Genomic DNA, 12946 nt, shown 5'->3' on the forward strand with positions numbered 1-12946 from the left:
GGCTGCGAAGCAGTCGCCATCCATCCATCTCGGTGCTTGATGTACCGCAGAGTCTGATTTTACGACTGCTTCGCAGCCGAACGCAGGCTTCGCCAGCTGCTACAAAGTCGGCGGTGATCCTGTCAGGGCAACTCCAACCCGCCCGCCGCTTTATGCAACGCCCGTAAATGCTCGCCCACCTGCTTCAAATTGGCTTCGTTAGCCGCAATCTCCGCCGCGCGACTCGGCTCAAGCAGCGCCCGAACTTCCTTATCCAGGTCCCCGGTCAGCGATTGCAGCTGTTTCTGGCGCAGGCTGGTTTCCGATTCCAGGCGCGCCGACTCGCTCGGTTGTGGCAAGCCATAACCACCGGAGCCGAGCAGTTCGGCGGGGCGGCTGAGGAAGCCGCTGTTGGCGAGAATCTGCTGCAGGGTTGCGTTGGCCTTGTCCATGCCGCCGTTTTTCAGTTCGCGAGCACCCAGATAGCGCTGCTTCACTTCATCCTGGGCCAACTGTAGCTGTCGACGGAAACTGGCCTGTTCCAGCAACAACAGCGCCGCACTGGTGCGCAAATCAGCCTGATCGATCCATTTACGTCGATCTTCGGCACTCAATGACAGCCAGTCTTCGACGGTGGCCTGCTTGATCGGCAAGTGCTTCTTCAGCACTTCGAACATCGCCTGATAGCGATCCCGGAAGGAGTCGAAGCGATAACCCAGGCGCAAGGCTTCACGCGGGTCGTCCAGCACGCTGGTGTCCGCCAGTCCGCGGCCCTTGAGCACTTCCAGCAAACCGTTGGGCATGATGCTGTCCAGTCCGGTCAGTTGCGCGTTGTTGCTGCCGCTGCGCAGCAGTTTCAGGCTTTCCACCGCACAGTTGTTGGACAGGAAGAAGTAGTTGCCGTCGTAGCTCCAATGCATCTCCGCCGCGTGTTCCACCACTTCTTCGATTTCGGTGCGCGACAGGTTCAGCGGCACCGAGGCGAGGCTGCGCAATTCGGTCTTGGTGTACTCGTCGATAACCTGGGCCAACGGCAATACAAACAGGCGCGAAGGGTATTTGCCGACCAAGCCATCCCAACTCGACAACTGCACATCACCGACAAAAGCGCGGTAGGACAGCACCAGGTGTTGGTCCAGATCCAGCCGGCAATCCGGCCCGCGTGGACGGCCCGGTGCACAGATGACCAGGCGCAACATGCTGTGGCCCCAGCGGCTGACCCAGTTCTGATTGGCTTCGGCCAGCAGGTAATCCACGGCATAGACCCGCTCCGGATCGACCTGGCCCAACGGGGTCTTGGCGAAGTCGTTGCCAGCATTCAAGAACGCGAAGGTTTTTGCGCAGGTGTCTTTGGCGGCGGGCGCCCAGCCAAAATGTTCCTTGTAGTAGCGGTATAGCGCGGGGCGGCGGCAGGCATAGCTCGGGTCGAGGAGGAAATACTCCATGTTGACCGCGACGAATTCCTTGGGATTGGTGGTTTCGTAGATGTCCGGGCTGCGGGCGACTTGCCGATTGTGTTGTTCGCGCTCGCCGCGGCGGCCGACGTATTGCGGCCAACCGGCCAGATCCAGCAGGCGCGGGTCGTCACTGAGGGTAAAGCGTCGTGTGGTCTGGCCGCGGCATTGGTCGGGGATGCCGATCAGACCGGAGCTGTTGTTGCGCTGGTTGCAGCGCTGGATAAGCGTACGCTCGGCGTCTGGCCACAGGCGCGAGCGATCGTAAATATGGGTCAGTTCGTGCAGGACCGTGGCCAGCATCTCCCGGCGCACGGTGCCGTGAGGGCGGTAGGTCTTTTTGGTCGCGGCGCTGCCATCGGTGAGGCTGGCGAGCAGGTTGCGATTCAGATCGAGTTCGGACACCAGTGACGCCTGGCCATAAGCATTGCCGGGCATTTCGTCGGTCCAGCCGACATCGATGCGCCGATCCAGTTGCTCGACGAAGCGCGGCGGCAATGCCTGCATGGCTTCATCGAGCAGTGCCTGGCTGGCCTGCACTTGCGCTGGGCTCAGACCGTCGGTCTTGAGTCGTAGTTGCAGGCTGGCCTGGGCGCTGTTGCCGAGTAGCAACACCATCCCGGCCAGTAGCCAGGCACCAAGCGACCTCACAGTGCGAGGATGGCTTCGGCGAGAACCTGATCACTGGCGTCGCGCGCTTCCGGCACGCGGGTGCGCAAGGTGTTGATGGCCGCTTCCAAGTGCGCGCCACGAATCTCGCCATCGCTGGCAACGAAACTGGCGGCGTCGTCATGGGCTTCGCGGACGATTTTCGAATCGCGAATGGAAGTGGTGGTATCGGACGTGAAATCAAGCGTGCGCTGGGTGGCACGGATGATCATGTTACTGGTGGCAACCAGGGTGTGCGCCTGGGCCATGTCGGCCAACAACAGCAGGCCAAGGGTGGCAGCAATCAGCGGGCTACGCATGGAACGACTCCGGAAGAACGATGGTAACTATTGGACGAGAATTGCCTGTGCCAGTTCAAGGTCGCTGGCATGAAGTTTTGGCTGGGTCCGACGCAGATAATCCAGGGCGGATTCCAGGTGCGCTCCTCGCAGTTGGCCGTCACTGGCAATGAACGCCGCAGCGTCATCCTGAGCGGCGATCAGCAGTTTATGGTCGAAGGGCGCAGAGGTCACCATGCTTGTGGCGTAACCGCTGACCACAGTGCCTTGTGTAGAGAGGTTGAACGCGTCGAAGGCATGGGCCGATCCCGACCAGCAGGCCACGAAGATCGCTTGCGTGAGCAACAGTTTCGAAAGAAAACGCATGAGACTCGATAGCTGGAAACGAGTCCCAAGGCTAGCGTAATGCCCGGACTAGAGCCAGCGCCGAAACATCGGGACACGATGGGCGTGTCCCGCCGTTGCGCTGACGCTTAGATCGCGAGGATGGCTTGGGCCAACTGTGCGTCGGTAGCGTTCAGTTGAGGCGCCTGGTGGCGGATTTCGTCGAATGCGCTTTCCAGTTTCACGCCACGAATGTCGCCGTTGCTGGCGACGAAGCTGGCGGCGTCATCACGGGCGGCGCGCACGATTTTGTTGTCGCGCAGTGAAGAAGAGACATCGGAGGTTGCATCGGAACTGGACTTGAAAGCGCCAACGACGGCGTCGGTGGTCACGATGAAGCTGGTGGCGTGGGCATTGGCAGCCACGGCGAGCAGGGCTGCAGCGCTCAGCAGACGAAGACGGGACATGGGGTAGCTCCTTTGGATGAACCGATTGAGAGGTGGCGCAGTGTCTGAAAGATCAGACGCCGGTCACGCAGCGTTCGCCACCTTCTGATCGGATATTAGGCTGACGAGGATGGATTCGAACAGCCCATACAGATGAAACGATACGTAGGAGCTGCCGACGGCTGCGATCTTTTGGTTTGCTTTTAGAACAGGATCAAAAGATCGCAGCCTTCGGCAGCTCCTACAGAATTGTACTGTTCTGTATGTGATTGTAGAAAACTGTACTGGTTTGGCGTTTTATGGCCCTGAAACGACAAAACCCGCCGTGGTTTCCCACGACGGGTTTTGTTTGTTCAATTCGGGTTGCTGGCGGTGGACCCTACAGGTCAGAGCCAGCGACGCTACTTAGCGCCAGAACGGCTTGCTCAGCTCTTCGTAGCGTTGTGCTTCGCTAATCCCGGCATCAGCCAGCAGACGCGAATCCAGACGAGCCAGTTGATGGCGGCTGGTAATGCGGCGCTGCCACAACATCAGGTTGGCGATAACGCGAAGAGGCATGGAAGCCTGGGTTTTTGCAGCGGTATCTTCGAAGAACAGTTCGGAACTGAGTGTACGTTCCATGGTTGACATCCTTCCGCTTGTGGCGGGATTAGGTAGTGGTTTAACTGATGCCAATGATCCTCCTGTTTGGCCAGTCCCTCTAGATACAGTTCACTTGTATTGTGAGGGATCAATTAACTGTTTATAGGGGGTGTACTGGTCGAAATTGAGGCAACTGTACCTGTCGGCACCAATACAGTGCATTTTCGACTGAAGAGGTCGGATCTGTAGGTAAAATCGGTAGGAATAGACCAGTACAGCAGTACAGTTTTCGACAGGAACGGGTGTTGCAAGCAACAACTGACGCAACTGTGTTTGCGTCAGCTGTGTTTTCCTTCAATCAGACCTTCAGCATCCGCCCGGTTTCTTCCAGGTTGATGTGCCAGCTCAGGGCATCACGCAGGATGTGTGGGGTGTGTCCACCAATGGCACAGGCGGCTGTGAAGTAGTTATTCAGGGCTTCGCGATAGTCCGGGTGCACACAGTTGTCGATGACCACCCGAGCCCGCTCCCGTGGCGCCAGGCCACGCAAGTCGGCCAGACCAATCTCGGTCACCAGGATGTCGACATCGTGTTCGGTATGGTCGACATGGCTGACCATCGGCACCACGCTGGAAATCGCGCCGCCCTTGGCAATCGACTTGGTCACAAACACCGACAGGTGCGCATTGCGCGCGAAATCACCCGAACCGCCGATGCCGTTCATCATCCGCGTACCGCAGACGTGAGTGGAGTTAACGTTGCCGTACAGGTCGAATTCCAGCGCGGTGTTAATGCCGATGATGCCCAGGCGTCGAACCACTTCCGGGTGGTTGGAGATTTCCTGAGGGCGCAACACAAGCTTGTCTTTGTAATGCTCCAGATTGCCGAACACATCAGCGTTGCGCCGGGCCGACAGAGTGATCGAACTGCCCGAGGCAAAGCTCAGCTTGCCGGCATCGATCAGGTCGAACGTCGAATCCTGCAACACTTCGGAATACATGGTCAGGTCTTCGAACGGCGAGTCGATCAAGCCACACATCACCGAGTTGGCGATGGTGCCGATCCCGGCCTGCAGTGGGCCGAGCTTGTTGGTCATGCGCCCGGCAGCCACTTCCTGTTTGAAGAAGTCGATCAGGTGATCGGCGATGGCCTGGGTGTCGGTGTCCGGCGGCAGCACGGTGGACGGCGAGTCGGATTGGTTGGTGATCACGATCGCGACGATCTTCTCCGGCGGGATCGGAATGGCGGTGCTGCCAATTCGATCGTCGACCTTCACCAGTGAAATCGGCGTGCGGGTCGGGCGGTAGGTCGGGATATAGATGTCGTGCAACCCTTCGAGGTTCGGGTTGTGCGCCATGTTGATCTCGACGATGACGTGCTTGGCGAAGATCGCGAAGCTGGCCGAGTTGCCCACTGACGTGGTCGGCACGATATGGCCCTGCTCGGTGATCGCCACGGCTTCAATCACCGCAATGTCCGGCCGCGTGAGTTGCTGATTACGCAGCATCTCGACGGTTTCCGACAAGTGCTGGTCGATGAACATGACTTCGCCGGCGTTGATCGCCTTGCGCAAGGTGCTGTCGACCTGGAATGGCATGCGGCGCGACAGGACGCCGGCTTCGGTCAGCTGTTTGTCGAGGTCGTTGCCCAGGCTCGCGCCGGTCATCAGGGTGATTTTCAACGGAGTGATTTTGGCGCGCTCGGCCAATGCGTGCGGCACAGCCTTGGCTTCGCCGGCGCGGGTGAAACCGCTCATGCCGACGGTCATGCCGTCCTCAATCAGAGCGGCAGCATCAGCGGCGCTCATCACCTTATCCAACAACGAAGGCAAGCGAATACGATCACGGTACATGGATTGTTATCTCGGGCAACGGAAGCAAGGTGTGCAGTCTAGTGACTTGAAAAAAATCCGTCCCGCTACCATGGTCGAATGCCGAGCCCTGATTTAGAGCCTTTTGTCGGGTTTCACGGGGAATAAAAAAACCCCAGCCTACTAAAGGCTGAGGTTTTGGGTATTGCGCTGGAGCAGGTTTTACTCGACGGCTTTGACCATGTCTTCGATGACCTTTTTGGCGTCGCCGAAAACCATCATGGTTTTGTCGAGGTAGAACAGTTCGTTGTCCAGGCCGGCATAGCCGCTGGCCATCGAGCGCTTGTTGACGATGATGGTCTTGGCCTTGAACGCTTCGAGAATCGGCATGCCGGCAATCGGCGATTTCGGATCGTTCTTGGCGGCCGGGTTGACCACGTCGTTGGCGCCGAGCACCAGCACCACGTCGGCCTGACCGAACTCGGAGTTGATGTCTTCCATCTCGAACACCTGGTCGTAAGGCACTTCGGCCTCGGCCAGCAATACGTTCATGTGGCCAGGCATCCGACCGGCAACCGGGTGGATCGCGTACTTCACGGTCACTCCGCGATGGGTCAGTTTCTCGGTCAGTTCTTTCAGTGCGTGCTGTGCCCGTGCTACCGCGAGGCCGTAGCCCGGAACGATGATCACGGTGTCGGCGTTGGTCAGCAGGAACGTCGCGTCATCAGCCGAACCGGATTTCACCGGGCGGGCTTCTTTCGAGCCAGCAGGGCCGGCCGCATCTGCTGTGTTGCCGAAACCGCCGAGCAGCACATTAAAGAAGGAACGGTTCATCGCCTTGCACATGATGTACGAGAGGATCGCACCAGACGAACCTACCAGCGAACCGGCAATGATTAGCATCGAGTTGTTCAGCGAGAAGCCGATGCCCGCTGCAGCCCAGCCGGAGTAGCTGTTGAGCATCGACACGACAACAGGCATGTCGGCGCCGCCAATCGGGATGATGATCAGCACGCCCAGCACGAAGGCCAGGGCCAGCATCAGCGCGAAGGCACTGAGGTTGCCGGTCAGCATAAAGGTGATGCCCAGTGCCAGTGTTGCCAGGCCCAGCAGCAGGTTCAGCTTGTGCTGGCCGCCGAACTGTACCGGTGCGCCCTGGAACAGGCGGAACTTGTACTTGCCCGACAGCTTGCCGAACGCGATCACCGAACCAGAGAAGGTGATTGCACCGATGGCCGCGCCGAGGAACAGCTCCAGACGGTTACCGGCAGGAATCGAATCCCCCAGCTGTTTAACGATACCCAGCGACTGAGGCTCAACCACCGCAGCGATCGCAATGAACACCGCCGCCATACCGATCATGCTGTGCATGAAGGCGACCAGTTCCGGCATCTTGGTCATTTCAACGCGCTTGGCCATGATCGAACCGGCGGTGCCGCCGACCAACAGACCAACGATGACGTAACCGATGCCCGCCGTGGCCAGCTCAGCGCCCAACTTATAAATGAGGCCGACGGTGGTGAGGATCGCCAGCGCCATGCCGAGCATGCCGTACACGTTGCCGCGCCGCGACGTGGTCGGGTGCGACAGGCCTTTGAGGGCCTGGATGAAGCAGATCGACGCGATCAAGTAGAGCGTCGTGACAAGGTTCATGCTCATTACTTAGGCGCCTCTTCTTTTACGACTTTCGGGGCTTTTTTCTTGAACATCTCAAGCATCCTGCGGGTGACCAGGAAGCCACCAAACACGTTCACCGCCGCCAGGGCCACCGCCAGGGTGCCCATGGTCTTGCCCAGTGGCGTCACGGTCAAAGCCGCGGCCAGCATGGCGCCGACGATCACGATCGCCGAGATTGCGTTGGTCACCGCCATCAAAGGCGTGTGCAGTGCAGGCGTAACGTTCCAGACCACGTGATAACCGACATAAATCGCCAGCACGAAGATGATCAGGTTGTAGATACCGGGGGAGATAAGCTCTTCCATCGTCTGAATCCCTGCTTAGGCGTTTTTGCGGATGACTTGGCCGTCGCGGCACATCAGGCACGCGGCGACGATGTCGTCTTCGAGGTTGATCTCGAACTGGCCTTCCTTGTTGAAGACCAGCTTCAGGAAGTCCAGCAAGTTGCGGGCGTACAGCGCCGAAGCGTCTGCCGCGACTTCGCCGGCCAGGTTGGTCGGGCCGCAAATGGTCACGCCATTCTCGACGACCACTTGGTCAGCCACGGTCAGCGGGCAGTTGCCGCCCTGGGCTGCGGCGAGGTCGATGACCACCGAGCCTGGCTTCATCTGCGCCACGGTTTCCGCGCTCAACAGCGTCGGCGCCTTGCGGCCCGGGATCAGTGCGGTGGTGATGACAATGTCGGCCTGCTTGGCGCGTTCGTGCACGGCCAGGGCCTGGCGTTGCATCCAGCTCGCGGGCATTGGTCGCGCGTAACCGCCGACACCGACGGCGCATTCACGCTCTTCATCAGTCTCGTAAGGCACGTCGACGAACTTGGCGCCGAGGGATTCGATCTGCTCTTTAACCGCAGGGCGCACGTCAGACGCTTCGATCACCGCACCCAGACGTTTCGCCGTAGCAATCGCCTGCAAACCGGCAACACCGGCGCCGAGAATCAGCACGCGCGCCGCTTTCACGGTGCCCGCTGCCGTCATCAGCATCGGCATGAAGCGTGGGTAGTAGTGGGCGGCAAGCAGCACGGATTTGTAACCGGCAATGTTTGCTTGCGAGGACAGCACGTCCAGGCTTTGTGCGCGGGAGGTGCGCGGCGCGGCTTCCAGCGCGAATGCGGTAATGCCGCACTCTGCCAGCTTGGCGATGGTTTCATTGCTGAACGGGTTGAGCATGCCGACGACGACGGTGCCGCTCTTGATCAGAGCCAGCTCGCTGTCGCTGGGGGCGACCACCTTGAGAATCAGCTCGGCACCAAACGCATCGTTGGCGCTGCCAATGGTTGCGCCTGCCGCTTCATAGGCACTGTCGACAACGCTGGCTTTTACGCCGGCGCCGCTTTGTACAGTGACCTTATGACCCTGGCCGATCAGCTTCTTGATGGTTTCCGGGGTTGCAGCAACCCGTGTTTCACCCGTCTGGGTTTCGAGAGGAACACCAATGTGCACGTCAAATCTCCTGCGTGATCTTATTGAGTAAACCCAGGCACTTCGGATGGTGCGACTGGGGCGGCCGATCAGCACGATCCCGCCAAATCAGGGCGGGGCGCGGCATTTTGCAGGCGAACTTTGTGCCCTTCAAGGGATTATGACGGGTGACGGAAAATTAACTACAAGTCACCCCGTGACCGAATGTCGCAACTAACCGGTTCAATCCCTTGCAGGCCGTGCCTTGTAAGGATTCTGGTCGAAATTCAACAATTTACACATCGGCGCCGTGAATGGGTGGTCATTGCCTCGAATTAGAGGCTCAAGGCCACGACTTCAGGCGCTTGTGGGACGTTTGTACTGCATGTCGGTACAGTCTATGGATATGCGACAAATACTTATATCTGTAGTGTTTTGTTTTTGCTGACTACGGGGTCAGTTAACTGCTTTAAGCCTTTATCCTTCTAGGCTGTAGCTGTGCGCCTGATTTACCAGCCAGTCGCGAAAAGCCCTTAAAGAGGCCGATTCGACCTTTCGCTCAGGAATCATCAGGTAATAAGCCTTGATGCTCGACAGGGCTTGGGGATTGGCAATTACCAGGCGCTTCTCCGCCAATTCACGCTGAATCAGAAACGGTGGAATCAGCGCGATCCCCATGTCGTGCATGGCCGCCTGGGCGAGCATGGAGAATAGCTCGTAACGCGGGCCTGTCATGTCGCGAGGGATATTCAGGTTCTGGAAATTGAACCACTGGCGCCACGCGTACGGGCGGGTGGTCTGTTGCAGCAGGGGTAATTCCGCGATGTGAGCGGGTGTCAGATTTGTCTTTTTACCCAGTAGGGCGGGGCTGCACACCGGCATCGGGTTTTCTCCCATCAACCTGTGGGATTCGGTACCCGACCAGTCCGCATCGCCAAAGTAGATCGCGGCATCGAATTCGGTGTCGGCAAACAGGAAGGGTCGTGTGCGGTTAGTGAGGTTGACCGTTACTTCCGGGTGTTTGTGCTGGAAGTCCTTCAGCCGTGGCAACAACCATTGGGTGCCGAAAGTCGGCACCACCGCCAGTTCGATGACGTTGGCGCCTTGCTGGCCCATCACCGATAGCGTGTCCCGTTCAACGGCATCAAGTTGTGTCGCCACCCGACGACTGTAGGAAAGTCCGGCTTCTGTCAGCTTCACTCCGCGCCGCGAGCGTCGGAACAGTTCGACGCTGAGGAACTCCTCGAGGCTGGCGATCTGTCGACAAATCGCGCCCTGGGTGAGGGAAAGCTCCTGGGCAGCCTTGGTAAAGCTCTCATGGCGCGCTGCCGCCTCGAAGCTGATCAGGGCGGTTGTACTGGGGATTTTCCTGCGCATGTACATGAACCTCACTAATACATCGCATTAATGACCTTCCGCGATGCTTCGGAGTGAGAAATTAGCACAACAGTATGCGAAATCCTCGTTTGCCGAGAGGGCGAACCGGGCCTAGGATCAGTCCACGTTATTTGACCCGATTCGAGAGGACACACTCATGGGCGGTAAAGCTAGCTTCAACTGGATCGATCCCCTGCTGCTGGATCAACAGCTCACCGAAGAAGAACGCATGATCCGCGACACCGCCGAGCAGTTTGCTCAGCAGAAGCTCGCGCCGCGTGTTCTGGAAGCTTTCCGTCATGAGAAGACCGACATCGCGATCTTCCGTGAGATGGGTGATGTGGGCCTATTGGGCGCGACCATCCCTGAGCAATACGGTGGCAGTGGCCTGAACTACGTCAGCTACGGTCTGATCGCCCGTGAAGTCGAGCGTGTTGACTCCGGCTATCGCTCGATGATGAGTGTGCAGTCCTCGCTGGTCATGGTGCCGATCAATGAATTCGGCACTGAAGCGCAAAAACAGAAGTACCTGCCAAAACTGGCTACCGGCGAATGGATCGGCTGCTTCGGTCTGACAGAACCGAACCACGGTTCTGACCCAGGCGCGATGATTACTCGTGCACGCAAAGTGGAAGGCGGCTACAGCCTGACCGGCAGCAAGATGTGGATTACCAACAGCCCGATCGCCGATGTGTTCGTAGTCTGGGGCAAGGATGATGCCGGCGATATCCGAGGTTTCGTACTGGAGAAGGGCTGGAAAGGCCTGAGCGCTCCGGCGATTCACGGCAAGGTTGGCCTGCGTGCGTCCATTACCGGTGAAATCGTCATGGACAACGTGTTTGTTCCTGAAGAGAACATCTTCCCGGATGTCCGTGGTCTGAAAGGTCCATTTACCTGCCTCAACTCTGCGCGTTATGGCATCTCGTGGGGCGCACTGGGCGCTGCCGAGTTCTGCTGGCACACCGCTCGCCAGTACACCCTGGATCGTCAGCAGTTCGGTCGCCCATTGGCTGCCACTCAGTTGATCCAGAAGAAACTGGCCGACATGCAGACTGAAATCACAATGGCACTGCAAGGCTGCCTGCGTCTGGGTCGTATGAAGGATGAAGGTACTGCGGCGGTCGAGATCACTTCGATGATGAAGCGTAACTCCTGCGGCAAATCCCTGGATATCGCGCGCATGGCCCGCGACATGCTGGGCGGCAACGGTATCTCTGATGAGTTCGGTGTCGCTCGCCACCTGGTCAACCTGGAAGTGGTGAATACCTACGAAGGTACGCATGACGTGCACGCGCTGATCCTTGGTCGCGCGCAGACCGGCATCCAGGCGTTCTACTAATAGGAGAACGGCCATGGGCGCGCTTTCGCATCTACGGGTACTGGATTTATCGCGCGTACTGGCCGGGCCTTGGTCCGGACAGATCCTGGCGGACCTTGGCGCTGAAGTGATCAAGGTCGAGCGCCCGGGCAATGGCGACGACACGCGCGCCTGGGGGCCTCCGTTCCTTAAAGACGCTTATGGCGAGAACACCAGCGAGGCCGCTTATTACTTGTCGGCCAATCGCAACAAGCAATCGGTGACCATCGACTTCACTCGCCCTGAAGGCCAGAAGCTGGTGCGTGATCTGGCAGCGAAGTCGGACATCCTGATCGAGAACTTCAAGGTCGGTGGTCTGGCGGCTTATGGGCTGGACTATGAATCGCTCAAGGCGATCAATCCGGACCTAATCTATTGCTCGATCACCGGGTTTGGCCAGACCGGGCCTTACGCCAAGCGCGCGGGTTATGACTTCATGATCCAGGGCTTGGGCGGCTTGATGAGCCTGACGGGGCGACCTGAAGGTGATGAGGGCACCGGTCCGGTGAAAGTCGGCGTAGCGCTGACGGATATTTTGACCGGGCTTTATTCTACGGTGGCGATTCTGGCGGCACTGGCGCATCGGGATCATGACGGCGGCGGCCAGCATATCGATATGGCGCTGCTGGATGTGCAGGTGGCTTGCCTGGCTAACCAGGCGATGAACTACCTGACTACCGGCAACGCACCGAAACGCCTGGGGAATGCGCACCCGAACATCGTGCCTTATCAGGACTTTCCTACGGCGGATGGCGACTTCATTCTCACCGTGGGTAATGACGGGCAGTTCCGCAAGTTTGCCGAGGTGGCGGGTCAGCCGCAGTGGGCGGACGATCCGCGCTTTGCTACCAACAAGCTGCGGGTGGCCAATCGGGCGGTGCTGATTCCATTGATTCGACAGGCTACCGTGTTCAAGACCACTGCTGAGTGGGTCGTACAGCTGGAGCAGGCAGGTGTGCCGTGTGGGCCGATCAATGATCTGGCGCAGGTGTTTGCCGATCCGCAGGTTCAGGCGCGTGGGTTGGCTATAGAGTTGCCGCATGCGCTGGCCGGGATGGTGCCGCAGGTGGCGAGCCCGATCCGGTTGTCCGAGACGCCTGTGGAGTACCGCAATGCACCTCCTTTGTTAGGGGAGCACACGCTGGAGGTATTGCAGCGGGTGTTGGGTCTGGATGCTGGAGTGGTCGCTGCTTTCAAGCAGTCTGGGGTGCTTTAAGAATTCTTCTATATAGAGGTGCTTCTTTATAGAAGGAATCGGACTGTTTTCCGGCGTTCTGCAACTTACTGATAGAAAAGTAAAATCAGTGCTTGACGGCAGATTCTGGAAGTCTATAATTCGCCCCACTTCCGGCGCAGTCGAAACGGAAAACTCCTTGGTAAACAAAGAGTTATGCAGATTTCGGCAGTGAGTTGCTTCAGATTATCGAAGCCCAGAAGGAGTCGGTCAGGCAGTGTGTTGTCGCCTAATTGACGATTCGATCTTCTCGGTCGAAAGCGGTGAAAAAGAGGTGTTGACAGCAGCGAGTAACGCTGTAGAATTCGCCTCCCGCTAACGAGAGATCGAAAGCGCAAGTGGTTGAAGTTGCAAAGGAA

Annotated in this window: 12 protein-coding genes; 2 read left to right on the forward strand and 10 right to left on the reverse strand. The window is 58.5% G+C overall.

What is annotated here, in order from left to right; all coding sequences use genetic code 11:
* Positions 1 to 122 precede the first annotated feature (122 nt).
* The 10 genes from ACIQY3_RS27360 to ACIQY3_RS27405 all read right to left on the reverse strand — a co-directional run bounded on the left by ACIQY3_RS27360 (position 123) and on the right by ACIQY3_RS27405 (position 9996).
* Positions 123 to 2084 (reverse strand): DUF4105 domain-containing protein, encoded by a 1962-nt coding sequence (locus ACIQY3_RS27360; protein WP_403026022.1) that lies wholly within the window; start codon positions 2082 to 2084, stop codon positions 123 to 125.
* Positions 2081 to 2401, reverse strand: coding sequence for a DUF2388 domain-containing protein (locus ACIQY3_RS27365; RefSeq protein ID WP_265042405.1), 321 nt, complete (start codon positions 2399 to 2401; stop codon positions 2081 to 2083). Before ACIQY3_RS27365 ends, ACIQY3_RS27360 begins: the two co-directional genes overlap by 4 nt.
* A 27-nt stretch (positions 2402 to 2428) precedes the next feature.
* Entirely contained in the window at positions 2429 to 2746 is a 318-nt protein-coding gene (locus ACIQY3_RS27370; protein ID WP_403026024.1) for a DUF2388 domain-containing protein, read from the reverse strand.
* 107 nt (positions 2747 to 2853) lie between these two features.
* A complete protein-coding gene (locus tag ACIQY3_RS27375) occupies positions 2854 to 3171 on the reverse strand; it encodes a DUF2388 domain-containing protein (protein WP_403026026.1) in 318 nt (105 codons plus the stop codon).
* 384 nt (positions 3172 to 3555) lie between these two features.
* Positions 3556 to 3771 (reverse strand): DUF1127 domain-containing protein, encoded by a 216-nt coding sequence (locus ACIQY3_RS27380; protein WP_030129620.1) that lies wholly within the window; start codon positions 3769 to 3771, stop codon positions 3556 to 3558.
* Between the two features lie 319 nt (positions 3772 to 4090).
* Positions 4091 to 5584, reverse strand: coding sequence for an acetyl-CoA hydrolase/transferase family protein (locus ACIQY3_RS27385; RefSeq protein ID WP_403026028.1), 1494 nt, complete (start codon positions 5582 to 5584; stop codon positions 4091 to 4093).
* Between the two features lie 180 nt (positions 5585 to 5764).
* Entirely contained in the window at positions 5765 to 7201 is a 1437-nt protein-coding gene (locus ACIQY3_RS27390; RefSeq protein WP_123408447.1) for an NAD(P)(+) transhydrogenase (Re/Si-specific) subunit beta, read from the reverse strand.
* Complete coding sequence (locus ACIQY3_RS27395) at positions 7201 to 7524, reverse strand: NAD(P) transhydrogenase subunit alpha (protein ID WP_007947884.1); 324 nt, start codon at positions 7522 to 7524, stop codon at positions 7201 to 7203. The genes ACIQY3_RS27390 and ACIQY3_RS27395 overlap by 1 nt, the downstream gene beginning before the upstream one ends.
* Positions 7525 to 7539: 15 nt before the next feature.
* Positions 7540 to 8661 (reverse strand): Re/Si-specific NAD(P)(+) transhydrogenase subunit alpha, encoded by a 1122-nt coding sequence (locus tag ACIQY3_RS27400; RefSeq protein WP_403026031.1) that lies wholly within the window; start codon positions 8659 to 8661, stop codon positions 7540 to 7542.
* Between the two features lie 435 nt (positions 8662 to 9096).
* On the reverse strand, positions 9097 to 9996 hold the full coding sequence (locus tag ACIQY3_RS27405; protein ID WP_403026033.1) for a LysR family transcriptional regulator: 900 nt from the start codon (positions 9994 to 9996) through the stop codon (positions 9097 to 9099).
* A 157-nt stretch (positions 9997 to 10153) separates the two neighbouring features.
* Between ACIQY3_RS27405 and ACIQY3_RS27410 the strand changes: the two genes are divergently transcribed.
* Both ACIQY3_RS27410 and ACIQY3_RS27415 read left to right on the forward strand, forming a co-directional pair.
* Entirely contained in the window at positions 10154 to 11335 is a 1182-nt protein-coding gene (locus ACIQY3_RS27410; RefSeq protein WP_290027201.1) for an acyl-CoA dehydrogenase, read from the forward strand.
* 13 nt (positions 11336 to 11348) lie between these two features.
* Entirely contained in the window at positions 11349 to 12569 is a 1221-nt protein-coding gene (locus ACIQY3_RS27415; RefSeq protein WP_403026034.1) for a CaiB/BaiF CoA transferase family protein, read from the forward strand.
* Positions 12570 to 12946: the final 377 nt, after the last annotated feature.

This window comes from Pseudomonas sp. NPDC096950 (assembly GCF_044762525.1).
Taxonomy (GTDB): domain Bacteria; phylum Pseudomonadota; class Gammaproteobacteria; order Pseudomonadales; family Pseudomonadaceae; genus Aquipseudomonas.

Excerpts from the sequence above, each read along its gene's own strand:
- ACIQY3_RS27365 (WP_265042405.1), bottom strand. The coding sequence starts at position 2,401 with ATGCGTAGCCCGCTGATTGCTGCCACCCTTGGCCTGCTGTTGTTGGCC.
- ACIQY3_RS27375 (WP_403026026.1), bottom strand. The coding sequence starts at position 3,171 with ATGTCCCGTCTTCGTCTGCTGAGCGCTGCAGCCCTGCTCGCCGTGGCT.
- ACIQY3_RS27415 (WP_403026034.1), top strand. The coding sequence starts at position 11,349 with ATGGGCGCGCTTTCGCATCTACGGGTACTGGATTTATCGCGCGTACTG.
- ACIQY3_RS27390 (WP_123408447.1), bottom strand. The coding sequence starts at position 7,201 with ATGAGCATGAACCTTGTCACGACGCTCTACTTGATCGCGTCGATCTGC.
- ACIQY3_RS27385 (WP_403026028.1), bottom strand. The coding sequence starts at position 5,584 with ATGTACCGTGATCGTATTCGCTTGCCTTCGTTGTTGGATAAGGTGATG.
- ACIQY3_RS27380 (WP_030129620.1), bottom strand. The coding sequence starts at position 3,771 with ATGGAACGTACACTCAGTTCCGAACTGTTCTTCGAAGATACCGCTGCA.
- ACIQY3_RS27405 (WP_403026033.1), bottom strand. The coding sequence starts at position 9,996 with ATGCGCAGGAAAATCCCCAGTACAACCGCCCTGATCAGCTTCGAGGCG.
- ACIQY3_RS27410 (WP_290027201.1), top strand. The coding sequence starts at position 10,154 with ATGGGCGGTAAAGCTAGCTTCAACTGGATCGATCCCCTGCTGCTGGAT.
- ACIQY3_RS27395 (WP_007947884.1), bottom strand. The coding sequence starts at position 7,524 with ATGGAAGAGCTTATCTCCCCCGGTATCTACAACCTGATCATCTTCGTG.
- ACIQY3_RS27370 (WP_403026024.1), bottom strand. The coding sequence starts at position 2,746 with ATGCGTTTTCTTTCGAAACTGTTGCTCACGCAAGCGATCTTCGTGGCC.